The organism is bacterium (assembly GCA_016716565.1).
Taxonomy (GTDB): domain Bacteria; phylum Bacteroidota; class Ignavibacteria; order Ignavibacteriales; family Ignavibacteriaceae; genus IGN2.
The window spans coordinates 673,774-697,514 of sequence record JADJWC010000001.1; the positions used below are offsets into that span (position 1 = coordinate 673,774).

20 protein-coding genes and 1 pseudogene are annotated in these 23,741 nt (G+C 36.8%); 18 read left to right on the plus strand and 3 right to left on the minus strand.

Annotated elements, in window-relative coordinates; translation table 11 throughout:
* The first annotated feature begins 147 nt into the window (after positions 1-147).
* The 4 genes from IPM14_02990 to IPM14_03005 are packed head-to-tail and all read left to right on the plus strand — an operon-like array spanning position 148 to position 4,200.
* Positions 148-1,635, plus strand: a complete 1,488-nt coding sequence (locus IPM14_02990; GenBank protein ID MBK9097084.1) for a PAS domain-containing protein — start codon at positions 148-150, stop codon at positions 1,633-1,635.
* Positions 1,636-1,670: 35 nt separating this feature from the next.
* On the plus strand, positions 1,671-2,666 hold the full coding sequence (locus IPM14_02995) for an HD domain-containing protein (GenBank protein MBK9097085.1): 996 nt from the start codon (positions 1,671-1,673) through the stop codon (positions 2,664-2,666).
* 14 nt (positions 2,667-2,680) lie between these two features.
* Positions 2,681-3,466: a hypothetical protein gene (locus tag IPM14_03000; protein ID MBK9097086.1), complete on the plus strand. Its 786-nt coding sequence runs from the start codon at positions 2,681-2,683 to the stop codon at positions 3,464-3,466.
* A 5-nt stretch (positions 3,467-3,471) separates the two neighbouring features.
* Positions 3,472-4,200, plus strand: a complete 729-nt coding sequence (locus IPM14_03005; protein ID MBK9097087.1) for an NAD-dependent deacylase — start codon at positions 3,472-3,474, stop codon at positions 4,198-4,200.
* Position 4,201: 1 nt separating this feature from the next.
* Here IPM14_03005 and IPM14_03010 read toward each other — a convergent pair whose 3' ends face one another.
* On the minus strand, positions 4,202-4,654 hold the full coding sequence (locus IPM14_03010) for a MarR family transcriptional regulator (protein ID MBK9097088.1): 453 nt from the start codon (positions 4,652-4,654) through the stop codon (positions 4,202-4,204).
* Between the two features lie 8 nt (positions 4,655-4,662).
* A complete protein-coding gene (locus tag IPM14_03015; protein MBK9097089.1) occupies positions 4,663-4,935 on the minus strand; it encodes a GlsB/YeaQ/YmgE family stress response membrane protein in 273 nt (90 codons plus the stop codon).
* 135 nt (positions 4,936-5,070) lie between these two features.
* Here IPM14_03015 and IPM14_03020 point away from each other — a divergent pair, with 135 nt between their 5' ends.
* The 10 genes and pseudogenes from IPM14_03020 (at position 5,071) to IPM14_03065 (ending at position 15,537) form a co-directional block, all read left to right on the plus strand.
* A complete protein-coding gene (locus IPM14_03020; GenBank protein ID MBK9097090.1) occupies positions 5,071-6,024 on the plus strand; it encodes an MBL fold metallo-hydrolase in 954 nt (317 codons plus the stop codon).
* Positions 6,025-6,162: 138 nt separating this feature from the next.
* Complete coding sequence (locus IPM14_03025; protein MBK9097091.1) at positions 6,163-6,729, plus strand: DinB family protein; 567 nt, start codon at positions 6,163-6,165, stop codon at positions 6,727-6,729.
* A gap of 4 nt (positions 6,730-6,733) precedes the next feature.
* The gene (locus tag IPM14_03030; GenBank protein MBK9097092.1) at positions 6,734-7,267 is read left to right on the plus strand and encodes a cob(I)yrinic acid a,c-diamide adenosyltransferase; all 534 of its coding nucleotides are present in this window, start codon (positions 6,734-6,736) and stop codon (positions 7,265-7,267) included.
* A gap of 143 nt (positions 7,268-7,410) precedes the next feature.
* A complete protein-coding gene (locus IPM14_03035) occupies positions 7,411-8,070 on the plus strand; it encodes a metal-dependent transcriptional regulator (protein MBK9097093.1) in 660 nt (219 codons plus the stop codon).
* 6 nt (positions 8,071-8,076) lie between these two features.
* Positions 8,077-9,108: a metal-dependent transcriptional regulator gene (locus tag IPM14_03040; GenBank protein ID MBK9097094.1), complete on the plus strand. Its 1,032-nt coding sequence runs from the start codon at positions 8,077-8,079 to the stop codon at positions 9,106-9,108.
* Positions 9,109-9,110: 2 nt separating this feature from the next.
* A pseudogene (gene feoB, locus IPM14_03045) lies at positions 9,111-11,377 on the plus strand (ferrous iron transport protein B).
* Positions 11,367-12,149: a transporter gene (locus IPM14_03050; GenBank protein MBK9097095.1), complete on the plus strand. Its 783-nt coding sequence runs from the start codon at positions 11,367-11,369 to the stop codon at positions 12,147-12,149. The pseudogene feoB and the gene IPM14_03050 overlap by 11 nt, the downstream one beginning before the upstream one ends.
* Before the next feature lie 8 nt (positions 12,150-12,157).
* Positions 12,158-12,931: an exodeoxyribonuclease III gene (gene xth, locus IPM14_03055; protein ID MBK9097096.1), complete on the plus strand. Its 774-nt coding sequence runs from the start codon at positions 12,158-12,160 to the stop codon at positions 12,929-12,931.
* Positions 12,931-14,982 (plus strand): thioredoxin domain-containing protein, encoded by a 2,052-nt coding sequence (locus tag IPM14_03060; GenBank protein ID MBK9097097.1) that lies wholly within the window; start codon positions 12,931-12,933, stop codon positions 14,980-14,982. The genes xth and IPM14_03060 overlap by 1 nt, the downstream gene beginning before the upstream one ends.
* An 84-nt stretch (positions 14,983-15,066) precedes the next feature.
* Positions 15,067-15,537, plus strand: coding sequence for a tryptophan-rich sensory protein (locus IPM14_03065; GenBank protein MBK9097098.1), 471 nt, complete (start codon positions 15,067-15,069; stop codon positions 15,535-15,537).
* A 60-nt stretch (positions 15,538-15,597) separates the two neighbouring features.
* Here IPM14_03065 and IPM14_03070 read toward each other — a convergent pair whose 3' ends face one another.
* The gene (locus IPM14_03070) at positions 15,598-17,670 is read right to left on the minus strand and encodes a T9SS type A sorting domain-containing protein (GenBank protein MBK9097099.1); all 2,073 of its coding nucleotides are present in this window, start codon (positions 17,668-17,670) and stop codon (positions 15,598-15,600) included.
* Positions 17,671-17,774: 104 nt separating this feature from the next.
* On the opposite strand from IPM14_03070, the gene IPM14_03075 reads away from it, so the two are divergent.
* From IPM14_03075 to IPM14_03090, 4 genes are all read left to right on the plus strand, one after another.
* Positions 17,775-19,115, plus strand: coding sequence for a deoxyribodipyrimidine photo-lyase (locus IPM14_03075; protein MBK9097100.1), 1,341 nt, complete (start codon positions 17,775-17,777; stop codon positions 19,113-19,115).
* A gap of 158 nt (positions 19,116-19,273) precedes the next feature.
* Positions 19,274-21,205 (plus strand): PAS domain S-box protein, encoded by a 1,932-nt coding sequence (locus IPM14_03080; protein MBK9097101.1) that lies wholly within the window; start codon positions 19,274-19,276, stop codon positions 21,203-21,205.
* A gap of 188 nt (positions 21,206-21,393) precedes the next feature.
* Entirely contained in the window at positions 21,394-22,800 is a 1,407-nt protein-coding gene (locus IPM14_03085) for an NADP-dependent isocitrate dehydrogenase (GenBank protein ID MBK9097102.1), read from the plus strand.
* Positions 22,797-23,696 carry a rhodanese-related sulfurtransferase gene (locus tag IPM14_03090; protein MBK9097103.1) on the plus strand — a complete coding sequence of 300 codons (900 nt, stop codon included), beginning with the start codon at positions 22,797-22,799 and terminating at the stop codon, positions 23,694-23,696. Before IPM14_03085 ends, IPM14_03090 begins: the two co-directional genes overlap by 4 nt.
* Positions 23,697-23,741: the final 45 nt, after the last annotated feature.

Sequence of the window (23,741 nt, forward strand, 5' to 3'; positions counted from 1 at the left end):
AATTAATTCTTGAATTAAATATCTTTTAAAAACAACTCCAAAGTTATTAAAGTTCTGTGCCAACTTAATTTATATTATAAGTTGGAATTATTTTTTATTATTGAAGTATGTGTTTTAGAAAAGAAAGCAGAGGATAGTCAAAGTTCTTTGAGTAAAAAGAAGAAAAACGCAGGTTTCAGCCTTGATGAAATTCAAAGTCACTTCAATGAGCAGTTTTTCTGGATCGAAGGTGGTGATGATCCGGCTGTTTTATTTTCCGAAAATTTGCAAGCTGTTACAGGATACACCAGCACCGAGTTGAATGAGCTGGGCGGATGGTTATCTTTAATTCTGCAGGATGATTTGACTTACTATCGAAAGACAATTGATCAATGGCTTCAGGATTCGGAGAAAGATATACTTGAATTAAATTACCGGATAACAAGAAAAGACGGCAGAGTCGTTCATCTTTCTGAGAAAATAAAAATAATCCGTGACCAAAACAGAAATATCATAAATAAAATTGGGTTGGTGTCGGATGTTTCAGATCATGCAAAATTAGTGGAGAAATTAAAGAGCAAGAATGAACATCTTGAATCGATGAATTCATCAAAGGATAATTTTCTCTCTATACTCTCACATGACCTTCGGGCACCATTTACAAGTATTCTCGGTTTTTCTGAAATAATACTCAACGAAACTAAGCTACCCGAAAAAGATAAAATCGAATATGTGAAGTTCATTTATGATTCTTCAAACAACCAGCTTCAGCTCATAAATCATCTTTTTGACTGGGCGCAGATCCAAACCGGAAAAATAAAAACAGATATACAAAGACTTCATGCACAGAGTATTGCGTATAGCTGCATATCGTATCTAACGGCTCAGGCTATTCGCAAAAATATTCATACAAATGTCAGCATACCTGACTCGTTTTTTATTGATGCAGATGAACGGCTTGTAACAAAAATATTTATGAATCTCATCAGTAATGCTATAAAGTATTCATATGAAAATGAATCGGTTGAAATATCGGCGAATATTTACAACAACAACTTCACTGAATTTATAGTAAAAGACCGTGGTTTCGGTATTTCAGAAACCAACAAGGAAAAAATTTTTAATATTGGAAGACTTTTTTCTACCGAGGGGACAAAGGGTGAAAAGGGAAGCGGACTTGGGCTTATGTTATCCAGGTTAATAGTTGAGAAGCATGGAGGAGAGATGTGGTATTTTTCAACTGAGGGAAAAGGAAGTGAGTTTCATTTTACTCTTCCTTCAGCAGCAAGCTATATTTTGCTTGTTGTAAATGATCCGACAGATATCAATCAGCTCGAAGAAGGAATTTCAAAATTTTATCCGAACCTCCAGGTGCTTAAAGCCGAAAACGGATTTGAAGCAATCGAAATTATTTCAGCAAAATCCCCGTCGCTTGTTATTATTGAACATGATCTTCCATTGATGGATGGTTTGCAGTTAATAAAATCAGCCAGGAATAAACATAAGAGCATCAGGATTCCTTTTATAGTTTTTGTTGATTCAGCTTCAGATGATGTTGTAAGTTCATATCAGGACCTCAATGTAAAAATAATCAAAGATAAGCCATCGCTTACTGAATTATTGAATGACAAAATTGAATCTTTAATATATACTTAAAGTTTTCACTTAATTAATAACCCAATAGAATATAATTGATGAACCAGCCCGAACTAAATACTCTTGTGAAGAATGATCGCGTGGATCATTTTCTTCTCATAAGAAAACTTGAACTCCGTAGCACTAAAAGCGGCAATGATTTTCTTTCAACTGAGCTCGGCGACAAATCTACTTCAATGAATGCTAATATCTGGGAAGGTTTTTCTGAGATTGCTGCAAGAGGAAAAGTCGGCGATGTTGTTAAAGTAGCAGGGACTATAGAAGAATATCAGGGTTCATTGCAGATCAGAGTAACATCTATCAGGCTGGCGTTAGAAAAAGACAAGGTGAAACCTCAGGATTTCCTTCCAGTATCCAAACGCAATCCGGAGGAAATGAAAAAAGAGTTCACTCAGAAAATAAAAAGTGTTTCCAACAAACATTTAAAAAAATTGTTGTCAGAAATCTTTAATGAAGAAAGGTTTGAACTTTTTGCAACAGCTCCCGCGGGGAAATCATGGCATCACGCCTATATTCATGGATTGATTGAACACACTCTTGAAATCATAAAAATATGTGAACTGATGTGTGAATTTCATCCGGAGCTGAACAGAGATCTTTTGATCTCAGGAGCGATGCTGCATGACCTCGGTAAAATTGAGGAACTTTCTTTTGAGTCAGCATTTGAATACACAGATAAGGGAAAGCTTGTTGGTCATATTGTTATCGCAGCAAATCTCGTTAAGGATGAAATTAAAAAGATTTCAGGATTTCCATCGGAATTGGAAAACAATCTGATTCATTTAATACTAAGTCATCAAGGAAAGCTTGAGCACGCTTCACCGGTTGTTCCAAAAACCGCTGAGGCTATTGCACTTTATCAGGCAGACGAGCTTAGTGCAAAAGTGAACGCTTATAAAAATGCCGTTGAATCGGAACTTAGACCGGATTCCAACTGGACGAAGTTTATTCATCTGGCAGATACAGATCTTTACAAATTTAACTTCAGGGAAAATTCTGAAGAGAATACAAAAAAATCTTTGTTCGATTAAAGCAAAGGAGAGATATGAAAATTTCTACATTTGTTCTAACAATTCTTTTATATGTTTTTTTGAGTCACGATTTTTTTGCTCAAAACTTTGAAGAATTAATTCAGGAAGGCGATAAGTACAACACTGAATTCCAGCATCAGAAATCTTTGGAAGCTTATAAAAAAGCTGATAAACTGAAACCTGCAAATTGGGAAGTCATGTGGCGAATAAGCAGGGCATTAGTAGATATCGCAAACAAAATGCCCGAGGGAAATGATCAGCAGGAAGAAGCAAAATTTAATAAATATAAAGAGTCACTAACTTATGCTGATAGTGCGGTTAAACTTGCCTCGGATCAGTCGGTCACTTACGTTAGACGAGCGATTGTAAAAGGACGCATTGCTTTATTCGAAGGTGTTTTTTCAGCAATCGGAACCGTTAACGATGTTAAAGATGATTGTGAGAGAGCAATTCAATTGAACAATGGAGGAAATTACATTCAGGCACTTTCGCATTATGTTCTTGGAAGAACACATGCAAAAGTTTGTGAAAAATCTTATTTGCTCCGGCTTCCACTTGGACTTGGCTGGGGTGATATGGAAGTTGCAATTAGAGAATTTCAAAATGCTATTAAGCTGAGACCAAATATGAGAATGTTTTATCTCGATCTTGCCAAAGCATATATTGAGGAAGATGAATACGAGCTTGCAAAAGAAAATCTGCTTAAAGTCGAAAGCGCACCGGTAGTGCTTGAAGATGACGAACAATATTTGAAGGAAGCAAAACAACTTCTGAAAGAAGTAAACAAAGAACTCGAGTGATCAGGATAGATGATACCTTAATTGATACTCTGAAAAATTCAGAGTCAATTGTTTTTTTTACAGGGGCTGGAGTTTCAGCCGAAAGCGGGATTCCTACTTTTCGCGGTAAAGAAGGTTTGTGGAATAAATTCAAACCGGAAGAACTCGCAAACTTCGATGCGTTTATGAGAAATCCCGAACTTGTTTGGGAATGGTATAATTACAGAAGAAAAATAGTACACGATGCGCAGCCGAATGCAGCTCACCTGACAATCGCAGAAATGCAAAATCACTTCAAAGATGTTACTGTAGTTACGCAGAACGTCGACAACCTTCATCGTAGAGCTGGCAGTAAAAAGATTTTTGAACTTCACGGCAACATCGAAAAAAATTATTGCATAAACTGTAAAAAAGATTTTAATGAAGAACTTGATTTTTCTTCTGGTGTTCCGAAATGTGAATGCGGTGGATTGATCCGACCGGGTGTCGTTTGGTTTGGTGAATTTCTTCCCGAAGATCAGTTTCGTGGAGGTGAACTTGCAGCGATGAAAGCTGATGCTTTTTTTGTTGTCGGAACTTCAGCAGTTGTTTATCCTGCTGCCGGATTAGTTTATACAGCTAAAGCCAGCGGTGCAGTTATCGTGGAAGTAAATCTGGAAGAAACAGAAATATCGTCTTCGGTGAACTATTCTTATTTTGGAAAAGCTGGGGAAATTCTTCCGAAAATATTTGAACAATACAAACAAAGGACCTAAGTTATTTTCTTACTTGCAAACCAACGACTTTACAGAGGAACTGTAATTCTCTCTGTTCATCTTTACTTAAAATCTCAAAATGCTTTTTAATTTTCTTAGCAATTATCGGTAACGATTCCTTGATTTTAATTTTCCCTTTTGGTGTCAGATGAATGATAAATTCTCTTTTATCCTTTTCACTTCTTCTTCTCTGGACTAACTCACGCTTTTCAAGATTATTAATGACCATTGTAATATTACCGCCGCTTTTAAGAATTTTTTTACCCAATTCTCGATGCTTCAGTGGTCCCAGATGAAAAAGAGCATCCAAAACTCCAAACTGACTTTCACTTAATCTGTAATTGCTTAATTCAAGATTAATTTTGGAATTAATAGTTTCTGCAGACCGAATCAGTTTAATGTAGCTGTTCAAAGCTTCGATTTCTTTTTTAGAACCCTTGTAATAACTGCTCATTGAGTTTTTTACTTATTCTTTCCCGGTGTAATTAAGCTAAGCACTGCTGTGAATATAACTGCACCTATGATCGTCCATAATAAATTATAAGTTGTTCCGCGAATTGTAATAGTAAGCGGATCAGGCAGCTGCAATTCCCGGGCGAGCCAGGTACCTATGATTGCGCCAATAAACCCAACTACAATCGAAATTATGCATCCACCGCGGCTGAATCCTGAAATGGAGCGCGCAATTGAGCCTGCAATTCCCGCAATAATAAGAGAAATAAGAATGTCTATCATTTTATTGAAATATTTATTATTTAATAACAAATGCAAACTAAATTTTATCGAACTCAGAATCAATTAGTTTTGTTAATAATTTGTGACTAGTAAATTGACCGTGCGTCATATTAGAGGATAATAATAAAGTTTTAAATGGACAGAAGAAAATTTTTAAAAAGCAGTGCAATCGCTGCAGCAGGATCATTGATTCTGCCTCCTAAAATTATTAGAGGAATGAATACATCTCCTTCTGTTGCTGATATGATTGTTCCTTCATCAGTACCTAAATTAGAAAAATGGGGAGACGATGAGATTAATATTGCCTGGATAGGTCACGCTACTGTTCTGATTAATTTCTTTGGAAAATATATCCTCACAGACCCGGTCTTCTTTGAAGCAGTTGGAGTTTATATTGAAGGTTTCATTCTTGGACCGAAAAGAGCCAGCCTTCCGGCATTGATGCTTGAAGATATTCCCAAACCAGATATCGTATTGCTTTCGCATGCACATATGGATCATATGGATTATAAAACTTTGAAAGCATTGACAGAGAAATATCCGAACCAACTCGATTGCATAGTTGCATACAATACCAAAGATATTGTTGATGAACTAAAATGGAAATCGATAACTGTTGTTGACTGGGATGAAAAAGTCAGTTTGAATGGAGTGAATTTTAAAGGAATTGAAGTTCAGCATTTCGGATGGCGTTATCCCGGTGAAAAAGATAGATCGGCAGGATACATTAATGATGGCAGAAGCTTTAATGGTTTTATACTTGAAAGATACGGTAAGAAAATTTTGTTCGGCGGTGATACAACTTTTACTGATAAGTTTAAAAAACACCGGGATGAAAATGTTGATATTGCGATCATGCCGATTGGAGCTTACAAACCCTGGAGAAAATATCACTGCACTCCCGAAGAAGCTCTAGTTATGGCTGAATACCATCTCGGTGCAAAATATTTTATTCCTATTCATACTAAAACTTTTGACAGCGGTGAAATGATTTACGAACCGTTGAACTGGTTAGCCCGCACAATCAAGAATTACCAGATAAAAGTCGGGCTTTGGGATATTGGCGAAACATTCACATTAAAAGTATAATTTTCCTCCCGAAGATAAAAAATCTACTTAAATCATTCCGGCGAACCAGACATTAATCGGGTGAGTCCGGAATCAGATTCTGGACAAGCCAGAATGACAGTATCATTATATTTCAGATTAAAATGAATATACTTTAAAATGCAAAGTTCACACCAAATAATTCAGAAATGTATAACTGCAACAAAAGCTAATGTTGAAAGAGCAACAAGTATATTTTCACATCTTTCCGAAAAACAGTTGAACTGGAAGCCAAATCCTGATTCCTGGAGTGTTGGCGAATGTATTTCTCATCTGATCAACTCAAACAGTTTATACTTAAGTAAAATTGAAAATATTTTAGGCGAAGTAAAATCTACCGAGTCCAAAGACTTTTCATATAAGCAGAGCCTAGTTGGAAAAATGATTGTCAAAGGTGTTGATCCGAAGAATGTCAGGAAAAGCAAAACTTTCAAAGTGTTTTTCCCCGATTCGAGCAATATTAAAAAAAGTATTATTGAGGATTATGCCGTATCATCGGATAAATTCATCAGACTGGCAGATAATCTACGTCATCTTGATTTAAAGAAAATAAAACTTAGTTCACCGGTTAATAAATTATTAAGAATGAATTTAGGTGATCCGCTGATTATAATTCCTTTGCACGATGAAAGACATTTGAACCAAGCTGAGAGAGTAATGAATCACAAAGATTTTCCGGGAGAGTAATTAAATGAATAAACTTAAACAGGGTTTTGTCCAGATATATACGGGAAATGGTAAAGGCAAATCAACTGCTGCGATAGGGCAGGCAGTTCGTGCTGCCGGATTTGGTTTGAAGACTTACATTGCACAGTTTATGAAAGAATATCCTTACAACGAATTAGTTAGTCTAAAACTTCTTTCTCAATGGATAACCATAGAACAATTCGGTGGTGATGAGTTTGTTTACAAAAAAGAATTACCCGGTACTGAGGAATTAGACAAAGCAAAAAAGGGATTACAAACAGCCAGAGAGAAAATGTTTAGTGGTAAATACGATATAATAATTCTCGATGAAGCAATCGTTGCAATTTATTTCAAACTTATCGCAACAGAAAATCTTGTTGAGTTCATCAAATCAAAACCTGAAAATGTTGAGCTCATATTAACTGGAAGATATTGTCCCGAAGAATTAATTGAATTAGCAGACCTCGTCACCGAGATGCGGGAAGTTAAGCATTACTATCAAAAAGGAATTACATCGAGAAGGGGAATTGAAAGCTAAGTTACTCCTTAATTAACATCTTCTCTTCTAAGCAAATCCACAATTTCATTTGAATATTAGCAGTAATAGAATTTTTTTACTATTAGACTACCTTGACTTTAATTTTAAGTATGCTTAAAATTGAATCAACAATAAACTTAACTATGAAAAATATATCTAAAGAAGATTACCTGAGTGTAATCTATAAATCGGCAGATGATAAAGGTGAAATAAAAGCAAACCAGATTGCAGAGAGTCTCAACATTTCTGCAGCAGCAGTTACTGACATGCTTCGTAAGCTGTCAAAGGATGGTTACGTTAATTATAAACGCTACAAAGGAACAAAGCTTACAAAAAGCGGTGAAGATTATGCGAGAAGCATGGTAAGACGGCACAGGATCTGGGAATTGTTCTTGCATCAGATAGTTGGTCTTCCGTGGGACAAAGTACACAATGAAGCCCACAATCTTGAGCACAGCGCTTCAGATGAACTAATTAATAAAATGGAAGAGATGCTTGATTTTCCCGAGTATGATCCTCACGGCGATCCAATCCCTGATAAAAATGGTAAACTGCCGAAAACTAAATCCGGTGTTCCATTGAATTCAATTGAACCAGGAAATAAGGTAAAAGTAAATCGGGTTCACGATTTTGACAGCGGCTTTCTTCAATACATATCCAAAATCGGAATTGAGTTAAACAAAGAAATTACAGTTATTGAATCACTTGAATTTGATAATTCAATTTTAGTTAAGATTGATAAAAAAGAAACAAACCTGAGTAGTACAGTTGCAGCAAATATTTTTGTAACGGAGGTAAAGTAAGAAACTATGAATGATCCATTAATAACACTTTTAATTGGTTCGGGGATAATTTTTATTGCTGTAGTGACGTTCCTTCCCCAAAAGGGATTGATAGCAAAAATGAAGCGTACGAAACAAAATTCCAGACGTGTTCTCATTGAAGATGCCTTGAAACATCTCTACAACTGTGAGTACAGCGGAATCAGTTGTACTCTAAACAGCGTTGCAGGAAAGTTGTCCATCTCAGAGGATGAAGCTGCTGAGTTGATTACAAAGCTTGAAGATATGGGATTGTTGAGCTCGTACGAAGAAACTCTCCAGCTTTCAAACGAAGGAAGAAGTTATGCTCTTCGTATCATTAGAGTGCACAGACTATGGGAAAAATATCTCGCTGATGAAACCGGTGTTGATGAAACTCAATGGCATCACTCAGCTGAAGAATTTGAACACAAGCTTACTCCTTCTGATGCGGATGCACTTGCTGCACAAATAGGTAATCCTGTTTTTGATCCGCACGGAGATCCTATCCCATCATCGTCAGGCGATCTTCCAACAAAAACTGGTAGACCATTAACTGAACTAAAATTCGGTGAGTTTGCAAGTATCATTCACATTGAAGATGAACCTGATGCAATCTATCAGCAGCTTGTTGCGGAAGGATTATATCCGGGAATGCAGGTAAGAATGATGGAATCAACAAAAGAACGAGTGCGATTTACAGCAAACGGTGAAGAATGTGTATTAGCTCCACTCTTTGCAAAAAATATAACAGTCGCTCCGATAAAGTTTGAAAAAACCGTCGAAGGGAAATTCAGAAGTCTATCCTCACTAAAGATTGGTGAGAAGGGAACTGTCCTTGGAATTTCTAAAGCATTAAGAGGTCAGCAGAGAAGAAGATTGATGGACCTCGGAGTTGTTCCCGGAACTGAAATTGTTGCTGAAATGAAAAGTGCTTCAGGTGATCCGACGGCTTACAGAATAAAAGGAGCTTCAATTGCACTTCGTAAAAAACTTGCGGATAGAATTTATCTGCTTTCAGAAAATGGAGGAATGAATTAATAATGAATCTGAACACTAATAATTGTGATAATTGTCCTGTTCATAACGCCGGCAATCTGAAAAGACTTGGCATCGATATGAGCACATTCGACTTTGTAGTTGCTCTTGCTGGAAATCCTAATACAGGAAAAAGTACTGTGTTTAATAATCTGACAGGGCTGAAACAGCACACAGGTAACTGGCCAGGAAAAACCGTTACGCGAGCCGAAGGCGGATTCGAATATAACAACGAGAAATTTAAACTTGTTGATCTGCCGGGAACTTATTCGCTTCTTTCAACAAGCACTGATGAAGAAGTCGCAAGAGATTTTATACTTTTTGGTCAACCGGATGTTACTGTTGCAGTTGTTGATGCAACAAGACTTGAAAGAAATTTGAATCTCGTTCTTCAAATTTTAGAAATTACTGAAAGAGTTGTTTTGTGTTTGAATCTTATGGACGAAGCAGAGCGTCATCAAATAAAAATTGACGATCGAATGCTATCAAAGGATTTGGGCATTCCGGTTATCCCGGTTGTTGCAAGGTATAATAAAGGAATGAATGAATTGCTGAATGCAATTTTTGAAGTTGCAACAGGAAAATTTGTTTGTAAACCATATCGTATTAAGAGCAGTTCGAAAGAGCTTAATTATGCTGTGGAAAAATTAAGTAAAATGATTCTGGATGAATTCCCAAATCTTCCAAATGCTAATTGGGTTGCGCTTAGATTACTTGAAGGTGATCAGAGCATTATCGATTCAATCAGAAATGGAGAACTCGGTAATCTTAAAAAACAGGAATTAGTTGAGTTGGCCGTTGGATAAGAATTCAATAATTAAAATGATTAAGTAAAAATAATATGAGTAATGATAAAAGAAATAGCGAAGCGATACTGTCGTCAGCAAACAATTTGCGCTGGGAGATTGGTGAGCAGTTTCACGATACATTAATGGAATCAATTTATTCAAATGCCTCATCGATTGCTAAAAGATCAGTCACTTTACCTGATGAAAAATCAACTCCGAGCTGGGAAAAAACTCTCGACAAAATATTAACGAGTAGGTACACCGGTTTCCCGATTATGTTCCTAATACTTGGAGTAGTTTTCTGGTTGACAATTCAAGGTGCGAATGTTCCTTCAGGAATGATTGCATCTCTACTCCTTGATACTGTTCATCCGGTATTAAAAGGTTTTTCAGCAAGCATTGGTTTACCCTTTTGGCTGGATGGAGTTTTGATTGATGGAGCTTACCTTGCAATGGCATGGGTAATAAGCGTAATGCTTCCACCTATGGCGATATTCTTTCCACTATTTACATTGCTTGAAGACTTCGGCTATTTACCTCGCGTGTCTTTTAATATGGATAGTCTTTACAGAAGAGTTGGCGCACATGGAAAACAGGCTTTAACAATGGCAATGGGATTTGGATGTAATGCTGCAGGAATCATTGCAACAAGAGTTATTGATAGCCCGAGAGAAAGATTAATTGCAATCATCACGAACAACTTTTCGTTATGTAATGGCAGATGGCCGACACAGATTCTGATTGCCACAATTTTTATTGGTGCAACTGTTCCGGCATATCTAGCAGGAATTGTATCAGCAATTGCGGTTGTATTTATTGCTGTGTTGGGAATAGTATTCAGTTTAATCGTATCGTGGGCATTATCAAAATCTGTTTTGAAGGGAGAAGCATCCGCATTTAGTCTTGAACTTCCTCCATACAGACCACCGCGCATTCTTCAGACACTTTATACATCGTTGATAGACAGAACAATCTTCGTTCTATGGCGAGCAATTGTTTTTGCAATTCCTGCAGGCATTATTATATGGCTTGTTGCAAACGTTACAATCAATGGAGAATCAATCGCAAATATTTTCATCAACTGGGTAAATCCGTTTGCGTTTATTTTAGGTTTGAACGGCGTGATATTCCTTGCGTATATAATTGCAATTCCTGCCAATGAAATTGTCATTCCAACTATTCTGATGCTTACGGTTGCGAATCTTGGTTTAGCAGGAGTTGGTGCCGGTACCGGAGTTATGTTTGAGCTTGAATCTGCTGCTGATACAGCAGCAATTCTTCATGCTGGAGGCTGGACTTTGTTAACAGGAATTAATTTGATGTTATTTAGTTTGCTGCATAATCCATGCTCAACAACCATCTATACAATTTACAAGGAAACAAAAAGTATTAAGTGGACGGTTATTTCCACATTTCTTCCGATTGCAATGGGATTAATTGTTACTTTTTTTGTAACACAAATCTGGAGACTTATTGAATTCTAATTTTAAAAAGTTCACAACATTCTTTTTACTAATTATTTCATTCAATCTCTTTCCACAGAATAACCCTGAGCTTGTAACTGACAGACCTGACAGAACCGAATCTGCATCTACAATTCCGGCAGACTGGTTGCAAATTGAAACAGGATATGAATACGTTAGAGAAGCTTCAAATGAAAATTCTGACTTAGCTTCTATTAATGCTGTAGGCACACTAATACGTTTTGGACTTTTTGATGAAGTTGAATTAAGATTGGCAGGTGCTTTTCTCTCTCAAGAACTAAAGTCAATAAACAACGAGTTGAGTTCAGATGGCTTAACAAATTTTATGTTTGGTGCTAAATTCGGATTAGCAAAAGATCATGAAACAATACCAGACATTGCTTTATTAACACATTTATTTCTTCCAGTTGGTGCAGAGTCACACAGACCCGATAAGGTTGAACCACAAGCGATTCTCTCTTTTTCAAAAGCTGTGTTAGATTTTTTAGACTTCGGAGCAAATTTCGGGATGCATTATACCAGTTCTGATGAAAAAGCATTTTATTTTTATACTTTAGCAGCTGGAGTTGATATAACTGAAAAACTGGGAGGTTTCATTGAAATTTTTTCTGAGGTTTTTACAGATACGTCCCCATTCTATTCAGTTGATACCGGACTGACATATTTACTCCTATCTAATCTTCAATTGGATGTTTCAGCCGGTAATGGACTATTCAGTAATTCCAAAGTTTGGTATCTTGGTGCAGGTTTTTCTATCAGATTACCGAGGTAAATATTTAAATGAAAAAAATCCGTCTTATCTCATGGAACGTTAATGGAATCCGTGCGATTCAGAAAAAAGGCTTTCTAGATTGGTTCGAAAAAGAAAATCCCGATATTCTCTGTCTTCAGGAAACGAAAGCTCATCCTGATCAACTCGATGCTGTTTTAAAAAATGTTAATGGCTATGAATCATATTTTTCTTCTGCTGAAAAGAAGGGTTACAGCGGTGTTGTTACTTATACTAAATTAAAACCCATTGAAGTTCAGAATGGCTTGGGAATAAAGAAGTTCGATAGCGAAGGAAGATTTATTATCACTGAGTTTGAAGAATTTACACTCTTTAATATTTATTTCCCGAATGGAAAAGCCTCAGATGAAAGACTTCAGTATAAAATGGATTTTTATGATTCATTCCTCAAGCACTGTAAAAAACTTCTCAAAGATGGAAAGAAAATAGTTGTCTGCGGTGATGTTAATACGGCTCACAAAGAAATTGACCTCGCACGACCTAAAGAAAACTCCGTGATATCCGGATTTCTTCTAGAGGAAAGAGAATGGATTGATAAGTTTCTTGCTGCCGGATTTATTGATACATTCAGAATGTTCAGCCAGGAACCGGAACAATATACCTGGTGGGATATGGTAACACGCGCACGTGAAAGAAATGTCGGCTGGCGTATAGATTATTTTTACATAAGTGAAAATCTTAAAAAGAATATAACCTCAGCAGCTATTCATTCTGATGTAATGGGATCTGATCATTGCCCAATTGAGATTGAACTTAAGTTTTGATGAAGTTCAAAAATAAGCTAGCAAACGAAACAAGCCCTTATCTCCTGCAGCATGCAAACAATCCTGTAGATTGGTATCCGTGGGGAAACGAAGCACTAAATAAAGCTAGAACCGAAAACAAACTAATTATTATAAGTATTGGCTACGCAGCATGTCACTGGTGCCATGTCATGGAACATGAATCTTTCGAAGATATTTCGGTAGCACAAGTGATGAATGATTCTTTTGTTTCAATAAAAGTTGATAGGGAAGAACGACCAGACATCGATCAGATTTATATGGATGCTGCTTATCTGATTACGGGAAGAGGCGGCTGGCCTTTAAATGTTATTGCTTTGCCGGATGAGAGACCTGTCTTCGCTGGCACTTACTTCAGAAAAGATGATTGGATAAGAATTCTTCTTTACTTCAAAGATTTGTACAAAAAAGAACCTGAAACTTTTGATCAGGAAGCCGGTAAACTCACGCAGGCCATCAACCAAATTCGAGTTCCGGGTCTTGATGGAAAAAAATCTGCTTTCACAAAAGATGATTTGGATGAAGCTTTCAAAAAAATAATTTCTGTGATCGATTTTACAAATGGAGGGACAAAGGGCGCACCAAAATTTCCAATGCCGAGCATTTTTCAGTTTCTTATGAATTATCATTTTCATACTAAAGAACCGAAAGCGATAGAAGCAGTAGAATTAACTCTTAATAAAATGGCAAGTGGAGGAATTTATGATCATATTGGCGGTGGATTTGCACGGTATTCAACGGAGGAGATATGGAAAGTTCCTCACTTCGAAAAAATGCTTTATGATAATGGTCAGCTTGTTTCTCTTTACTCAAACGCATTTAAGCTCACAGGAAATCTGGATTATAAAAAGGTGGTTTATGAAACACTGGAATTCATCGAAAGAGAAATGACTGATAATTCCGGTGGATTCTATTCATCTCTGGATGCAGATTCTGAAGGGGAAGAAGGAAAGTATTATGTGTGGACAAAAAAGAAAATTGATGATTTGCTTGGTGAAAACTCAGGACTATTCTGTAATTATTTTTCCGTAACATCTGATGGTAACTGGGAAGGAAATAATATTCTGTTTGTCAATCAGAAGAAAGAAGACTTATTAAATAAATATCAAATTGATGAACAGATATTTGATGTGATAATAAGTGAATCAAAGCAAATTCTTTTTGAGGAAAGAAATAAAAGAATCAGACCTGGACTTGATGATAAAATTTTAACTGGATGGAATGCATTAATGCTCAAAGGATATGTTGATGCATATTCGGCTTTTGGCGACAAGAAATTTCTTGATGCTGCTTTAAAGAATGGCGAATTCATTATTAAAGAGATGATGAGTGAAAATGGAAGATTAAATCGTAACTATAAAAATGACTCGCCCCGGCAAAGCACTTCAGCGAAGCCGGGAAGAAGCACAATCAATGCTTTCCTCGATGATTATGCTTACACCATCGAAGCTTTCATTTCCTTGTATGAAACCACTTTCGATGAAAACTGGATTTACACTGCAAAGAAATTAGCGGATTATGCTATTCAACAATTCAAAGAGAAGAGCCAGGATTTCTTTTTTTATACCTCCAAAATTGATGAACCGCTTATTGCACGAAAAATTGATTTCTCAGATAACGTCACACCGGCATCGAATTCTTCATTGGCTTCGGCAGTATTTAAACTCTCGCACTTTTTTTATTCAGAATCATACGAAGAACTTGCATTCAATATGCTGAATTCAATAAAGCAATATGCCGTCATGAATCCCACATTTCATTCATACTGGCTGATGGCAGCATTAAATGTTGCCTTCCGATACTTTGAGGTTGGAATAATCGGAGATAATTGTGAGCGTGAAAAAGAAAACTTCATCAAAATGTTCTTACCCAATATTATTCTTTTCGGAGGGAGAAGCGAAGGAACGCTTGAGATTCTGAAAAGCCGATATGTTACCGATAAAACATTATTTTATGTTTGTGAAAACCGTGTCTGCCAGCTACCAGTTGAGGACTTACCCCAAGCAGTTAAGCAAATTACGGATGTAGAGTAGATAGGCAAAAATCGAGTGTTTGACTTCAGTTAATTTTCTTTCTTAATTAAACTACCTGTAATAAAAATTTTAAGGTAAGATCGATTGTTAAAGTTCAAGCCAAATTATTTTTTCATTCCTCTTTTTGTGATAATCACTGCATCAGCAGCATCATATTTTGCAGATACAGGTAGAGCATGGTATAAAACGATTAATCTTCCCGAGTGGACACCATCGGGCTCTATGATGGTATTAGCCTGGACGATAATTTTTGTGCTTAGCTCAATATCGCTGCTCATTATCTGGAATAAATATTCCTCCGAGAAAAAATTCAAAGTAATCATCTTACTTTTTATTCTTAATGCGTTCTTCATTGTTGGGTGGAATGTTCTGTTCTTTTCCTATGAGTTAATGACTTTTGCATTTGTTCAGGCTATTCTATTAATAATTAATTTATTCCTGCTGGTGTTTTTTATCTGGGGGTTTTCCCGAATTGCCGCTTTTTTACTGATACCTTATTCTGTCTGGATACTTTTTTCAACCGCACTTACTTACAATGTGCTGGTAATGAATTAATCAAAATAAAAAAGGGCACAGAAAATGTGCCCTTTAATTAGAAGAACCAGATGAGAAGAATTATTTAACTAGGATCATCTTCTTTACATCAGTGAATTCATTTCCGTTAACACCGGTAGCTTCAATCTTGTAGAAATAAACACCACTGTTAATACCAGCAGCATTAAAGTCATAAGTGTGAACTCCCTGTGTCAGGTCCTGATCAATCAACGAAGCAACCTGTTGACCAAGAACATCAAATACTTTCAGACTAACTTTAGAATCAACAGCCAGTGAGAATGTAATCTTTGTGCTTGGGTTGAACGGGTTCGGGTAGTTCTGATCAAGGCTGAAAGAAGCAGGAGCAGCGACATCAACAGCAACTTCATTTGAGTAAGTGAATGTTCCGTCGAAATCAATCTGCTTTAGTCTGTAATTATACTGACCCGAACGAAGATTCTGGTCAGTGAAAGAGTATGACTTTGGTTCAGAAGTAGTACCGAAGCCAGGAACAAAAGCAACTTCCATAAATTCAGATTCACCAATTTTTCTCTCAACACTGAAACCGCTGTTGTTCAGTTCAGAAGCAGTTTCCCAGAGCAGTTTAACATCGCTGCCGATAACAGAAGCAGTGAAAGAAGTCAGTTCGACAGGAACAATAGAAATGTTCCAGGTGGCTGCAACTTCTGCTGCATCAAGTGCTCGGTTGTAGAATCTGAATTCATCAAGTAAAGCGCCGGCAGGAATGCTTGCCGCAGTACCGTAACTGCCGACTTTAAAAGGAACAGCCGCATTTAAATTCAATGCTGACTGGGCAACTGCTGATTGAAATACACCGTTAAGATATGTTCTGATTTCAGGTACTGTTGCATCATACACAAAGTGAACTACACTCGGTCCGGGCAGAACACCATTCACATTTACATTTGCGATTCCGGTTCCTCTTAATGTAATATTACCTGTGCCTGCAGCACCTGCAGTGAAACATCTGAAGCTGGTTGTTATATCATTACCAAACAGGTAACAGAAAGCAGAAGTACCTATATTATTAAGCCATAAAGATATTGTCCAGCTTGAAGTACCCAAATTCATATTCCATCCAGTGTTCACATAGTCTGTAGTTCCGGTTCCGCCCGTACCGTTAAGAGCTGAACCGAATTGACCGGCTGGTGCGATTGTCATCCCACCAATAAGTTGAGCCCAGTCAAAACCGCTTCCTGGTGAAGCAAAGTTCTGAGTAGAATCAGATCCGGTTTCGTCAAATGTGTAATAAAGAATTTCAGGAAAACCGAAGCCCGCACCACCTGTCTCGTATATCCATGTTCCACCACTAAAAGTCTCGGCTGTTGCCCAGGGATTATTTAGAGGTGAGAGATAAGCATTACCTACAAGATCATAGACATATACGCTGCCAGGTTCATCAGTTATCAAATAAGCAATACTGTTATTGCTAACAGCCAAACCATCGATATCGGTCTGACCAGCTGTATATGCTGTTATCAATGTTCCGCTTCCATCGTTATTAATACGGAACAACCCTGAACCAAATGGAGTAGTATCATCATTTGTTGCGTAAATGTTTCCATTGTTGGGGTCAATTGCCAATCCGCCCAAGTCGAAGTCAAGATCGACATAGTCAATATAAACAGTAGCAACGCGAGTGGATATATTTATTTTATAGATAGCTTCGTTGGCGATATTCTTCATGCCATATAGTTCACCATTATAGAAGGCAAGACCAACTAATGATTGATTTGTACCTGCAGTATCAGTGATTAATCCTAACTCCGTAACTGTACCACCTACCGGCCATTCATAAAGAGTTGTACCGCTGTTGAAATATATTTTATTATTTGCAACATCGAAGGCGGCACCCCAAACTTGTGCCCCTATAAATGCCTGCAGCCATTCGTTATTATTAACATTACCAACGTAAGAAGGGATAGTAGCGTCATCAACACCAATGAATAGGGGGTGAGTTACATCCAATTCTTTGTCAAAAGTTTTTACCTGATACTTTGCAGGGTATTTTTCAGCATCTAGAGCCATCGCCTGCTCAAGTAATGTCTCCTCTGAATCGCCTGCAATTTCCTGTGCGAATGCAGAGGTTCCCCAAAAGAGAAATAGAGTGAATAAAATGAAGAGTTGTTTCATAAAGCGTCCTCCTTGATATGTGATTGATATTAAGATAGTTGATTATCTTAAGTTCAAGTTTGAAAAATATTTTGAAAAAGTCAACCGGTTTATAAAAAAAATTCATGATTGAAGCCAGAATAATAATTCTTCAACAAGGGAAGTCAACTAACGGACCTGTCGTTTACTGGATGAGCAGGGATCAGCGGATTCATGATAACTGGGCTTTAATATTTGCTCAAGAACTTGCCATAAAGGAAAGAAAAAGTCTGGTTGTGATATTTAATCTGGTATCGGATTTTCTTGAAGCAACAATACGGCAATACAGTTTTATGATCAAAGGATTGCAGGAGATTGAAAAAGTATTAATCAATTACAAAATTCCATTCTATATATTTCAAGGCAAACCAGAAACTGAAATCCCAAAATTTTTGAGAGAAATAAAAGCTTCAGCAATCATATCTGAATTTGATCCGCTTAAAATAAAACGAAGATGGAAGAGAGACGTAGCCAGGGAAATCGAAATTCCCTTTTATGAAGTTGATGCCCACAATATTGTCCCTTGTTTGCAAGTCTCAAGCAAATTGGAGTTTGCTGCTTATACTATCCGACCGAAAATACATAAACTGCTGCCGGAGTTTATGGATGAGTTTCCGGAAATTAAAAAGATGAGAAAGCAAGATTATCTTGATTCTGAAAAAGTAGAATGGAAGAAAGTAATATCTTCATTAAAAATTAATCAGGAAGTAAAAGAAGTTGACTGGATAAAACCGGGTGAATCTGCAGCTTCAGATGCATTGAAGAATTTTCTGGAGAACAGATTTGAGCGTTACGCAGAGGATAGAAACGATCCAAATAAAAATGCACTTTCAAATCTTTCACCTTACCTGCACTTCGGTCAGATTTCTGCTCAGAGAATCGCGCTAACTGTTCAACAGTTTTACCGTGGTCATCCATCTACAGAAGCTTTTCTCGAAGAGTTGATCGTTCGCAAGGAACTCTCCGATAATTTCTGCTATTTCAATACCGAGTATGATTCATTTAATGGATTTCATAACTGGGCAAAGGAGACGTTGAATCAACATAAAAAAGACAGAAGAGAATTTACTTACTCTTTAAAAGAATTCGAGCAAGCGAAAACCCACGAAGACCTTTGGAACGCAGCACAGAAAGAAATGATTACTTCCGGTAAAATGCATGGTTATATGAGAATGTACTGGGCAAAGAAAATTCTTGAGTGGAGTAAATCACCTGAAGAAGCTTTGCGTATTGCAATCTATTTAAATGATAAATATGAACTTGACGGCAGAGATCCTAATGGCTATACTGGTTGTGCCTGGTCTATTGGTGGAGTGCATGACAGAGCTTGGACAGAGCGACCTGTGTTTGGTAAAATCAGGTATATGAACCGGAATGGAGCAGCGCGCAAATTTGACGTCGGCAGCTATATAAAACGGTTCATTTAGTGATATTTAAGTAAAACTGACTCAAAAATCTCCGCTCAATTCCTCTTTTTTTCCTACTGAACGAAATTTTTTGTCGTTCAAAACATTTTTTCGACAGAATTTTCGGCAAGAATCTTGTCTTTAATCGTAAGTTAAAGTAACAAATACCCTAAGGATAAATGATTCATAAACCGCCAAAACTTCAATTAAGTCTTACAATTCAGTTTGCTGTCTTCTTCATTATTGTGGCTGGATTCATCTACTTTTACTTTAGCCAGAAGTTTGAAGAAGAAGTACTGGATAAATTTATGTTCAAGGCGGAAGTAATAACAAAGTTTATTGAGCAGAATCCGGAATATTTTAATTCAAATAAATTCGGCGAAAAAACTGAAATTATTCAGCTGATGTCTTTGAATGAAATCAACTACCTTGTTCTTGAAAACAATCAGGCGCAATTAGTTGATGCTGTTAACCTGGATCTTGCTGAGTATTACTTATACGTCTCAGCAGATAAGAGAGATTACATATCATATGATGAAAGCATTTATAAAGTTGTGTTGCCTGTCCAACAAGGCGAGACTCAGCTGGGAAAAGTTTATCTGGGTTTTAATGCTAAAAAAATCGCTTCTGAACTAAGAAGTAAGACTCTCTTAACCGCACTTTTCAGCTTAACAATTCTATTGGCGGGAATGATATTCACATACTTCTTGAGTTCAATTTCATTCCGGCCGATTACAAAGCTTATATCAGCGTTAAGTAAATCAGACAGAGAAGAACAAAAACTTCTCTTAAGCAATTTTAAAAATGATGAAATTGGAATACTTGCCCAGCGAATTTATGGTATATTGAATGAGCTAGATAAGTCATCGAATGAAGTAGAAAATTTAAATGAAAAATTAAAAAGTTTATTCAGAGAAAAAATCTATGAGCTTGATGTAGAAATAAGTCACAGAAAAAAGGCGGAAATTTTCTTAAAGAAAACCGAGGAAATGTTCAAAATTCTTTTTGAGAGTGCGCCAATAGGAATGTTAATTGTTTCTAATGAAGGAAAACTTATAAAAGCTAATAAAGCATTTTGTAATACTGTAGGATATGATGAATTTGAAATTACAAGGCTGCACCTTAAAAGTTTTTTTGAGGGAACGACCATTGGTAATATGAAATCAACCTACCACAAAATTATGGAAAGTGAAAGTCTGGACCTTGAAGCTAAGATAACTAAGAGAAGCGGACGAAAATTATATACACTTTTGAAATCAATTAAAATCAGAGATGAAGAGGGTCAACCGATAAATACACTTCTTCAGGTTCTGGATATTTCTGAAATCAAAAGAGTGCAGGGCGAGCTGGAACAGGCACTTGAACAGGCAAAAGAAGCTGACAGACTCAAAAGCGCATTTCTTGCTCAAATGTCACATGAAATCAGAACACCACTAAATGTTATTCTCCCTTCAATTCCGATTCTTGCTGATGAGTTGGGTGAGAAGGATAAGGAAATGGTATCGATTCTTCATGCGGTGGATAACGCAGGGAAACGACTTTATAGAACTATAGATATGATATTATCAATGTCAGCAGTTCAAAGTGGAAACTACAAACCAAAGTTTGAAAAATTTAGTCTTGAGGCTGACCTGAGAAATCTAACACACGAGTTTACCACAATTTGTAAAGAAAAGGGATTGGAAATATTTTTTAGTGCTGATTGTGCGGGTTCAGAAATCTCCGCTGACAGATATACCATAGGTCAGGTTTTCCAGAACTTAATAGGCAACGCTGTAAAGTACACTCAAAAAGGTAACATAAAAGTTTCCATTGAGGACTACGAAGAAAATAAAGTGATTGTGAGAATTGCAGACACAGGAATCGGAATGTCGGAAAAATATTTGAAAAATCTTTTTACACCTTTCTCTCAGGAAGATGCCGGACAAACAAGAAAATACGAGGGCAATGGTCTGGGACTTGCGCTTGTCAAAGAATATGTCACGCTGAACAAAGGACATATTTCTGTCAAAAGTCAAAAGAATAAAGGTTCTGAATTCTCAGTAGTTTTTGAAAAGAAACTCATCAGAGTTACGGCTGAAGATAGAAACCTGATGCTTGACGAAGTATAAATCTCCTCTCCATAAGATTTTCCCTTCAAAACTAAAATAATTTCTTCCACCTATCGATTGGCTTTCAATCTCGTTAAAGCGAAACATCTAATTCTTCCCGGAGAAAAATTTCAGTCTCAATCATATCAATATTTATATTGTAGATTTACTCTGATTATCTTTGTGATAAAAAATTTTTAGGGTATAGAATGAAGAAATTTGAAATCGTACTGATAAAAGGTGATGGTATCGGTCCGGAAATAGCAGATGCTGTTGAACAAATTTTCGATGCGGCAGATATACCAATTAAATGGATTGAAAAAAATGCAGGTCTTTCAGTTCTGGAAAAACATCCGACAGGAATTCCGCAGGAAACATTTGAAGCTATCCGTAAGTACAAGGTTGCACTAAAAGGACCAACAACAACACCAGTGGGGACCGGGCATAAATCAGTCAATGTCACATTGAGAAAATCGCTGGAACTTTATGCAAATATTCGTCCGGCCAAATCTCTTCCCGGAGTCAGAACAAGATTTGATAATGTTGATTTAATTATCGTACGCGAGAATATTGAAGATACTTACGGCGGTATTGAGCATATTCAAACAGGCGATGTTGCTCAATGTTTAAAACTCATTACGAGACCAGGTTCTATGCGTATTGCAAAGTATGCATTTGAAATGGCAAAACTTTATGGCAGAAAAAAAATAACAGCAGTTCACAAAGCAAATATTCATAAACTCACTGACGGTTTGTTCCTTGAATGTTTTAACGAAGTAGCCAGAGAATATCCCGATATTAAGTCTGATGATCTGATTGTAGATAATACCTGTATGCAGCTTGTAACCAATCCCGAAAGATTCGATGTTCTGGTGCTTCCTAATTTATTCGGAGATATTGTTAGTGATCTATCAGCCGGATTAGTGGGTGGACTTGGTGTTGCCCCGGGAGGAAATATCGGGGATGAAGCAGCAATTTTTGAATCAGTGCACGGTTCTGCACCGGATATTGCCGGTCAGGGTGTGGCAAATCCAACAGCACTTCTTTTATCTGCACTACAGATGCTTCAGCATATTGGCTTTCACAAAACTAAAATCAGAATTGAAGAAGCTCTTCTTCAGACTTTAAAAGATGGAATTAAAACCCGTGATCTTGGCGGTAAGGCTAACACCGCTGAGTTTACAAACGCAATAATTCAACGTTTGCAATCTGCAGATGAAAATGAATTTATTAATCCCAAACCTTTACAGATAAAAAGCGATCTTCTTCAGACTCATAAAGAAAAAGTTGAAGATTGTCATGGTGTAGATGTATTTATTGAAAGCTATGAGGGTATTCCAAAAGTTCCGGAGAAAGTGGATCATTTGCAATTAAAGATGATCAGCAACCGAGGAACAAAAGTTTATCCCGGAGTGAAGCCTGATATCTGGCTCGTTGATCACTACCGATGCCGTTATGTCGCTAAGGATGAGAATGGTAATTATCTCCGGATCAGTGATGAAGAAATATTCCATCTGCTTAGAGAATTGTATGTAAGGCGGTTCAATTGGATGCACATTGAAAAACTGCGTGTGTTTGACGGTGAAACTGGTTATACCAAAGCACAGGGAGAATGAAAATCTTGAATAGTGATAAAGTTCTTCTATTCTATAAATATGTAAATGTTGAAAATCCTGATAAAATCGTTCTGGAACATCTTCAATGGTGTTTGCAAAATGATATTAAAGGCAGAATCTTTTTTGCCAAAGAAGGTGTAAATGGAACGGTTTCAGGAACAGTTGAGAATATTAAAAAATATAAGCTTCAACTAACAAGCTATCCGGAATTTATTGATATATGGTTCAAGGAAGATGACGCCGATGAACATGCATTTAGAAAAATGCATGTCAGATTGAAGAATGAAATTGTTCACGGAGATTTGGAAGATGTTTCGATTGAACACGGAGGGAAGAAACTTTCTCCCGAGCAATTATTACAAATGTATCAGGACGGAAAAGACTTTTTGATTGTCGATGCACGTAATTGGTACGAAAGTAAAATCGGAAAATTTAAAAATGCGATTACTCCACCGATGAAAAATTTTCGCGAATGGAAAAAAGTCGTCGATGAAGATTTACAAGAATATAAAAATAAAACTGTTATTACGTATTGTACGGGTGGAATCCGATGTGAAAAGGCTTCTGCATATATGGTTGAAAGCGGATTTAAAGATGTTTATCAACTGAATGGCGGAATTGTAAATTTCATTAAAAAATTTCCTGATACTTACTGGGAAGGCGGGATGTTCGTCTTTGACGAAAGAAGAGTTGTAAATCCGAATTCGAAAGAAGAATTAAAGCATATCGCTGAGTGTTACTTCTGCGGAAAACCGACATCATATTACATCAACTGCCACAATGTTGATTGCGATAAAATTATTGTCTCCTGTCATGAGTGTAAAGTTATGAATGATTATTGCTGTTCAGATGAGTGCAGAGCCAGTATGAATGAAAGAAAAGTATTTCATGGCTAAAACTTAATTGTCATTCTGAGCGAAGCGAAGAATCTCGTTTTAAAA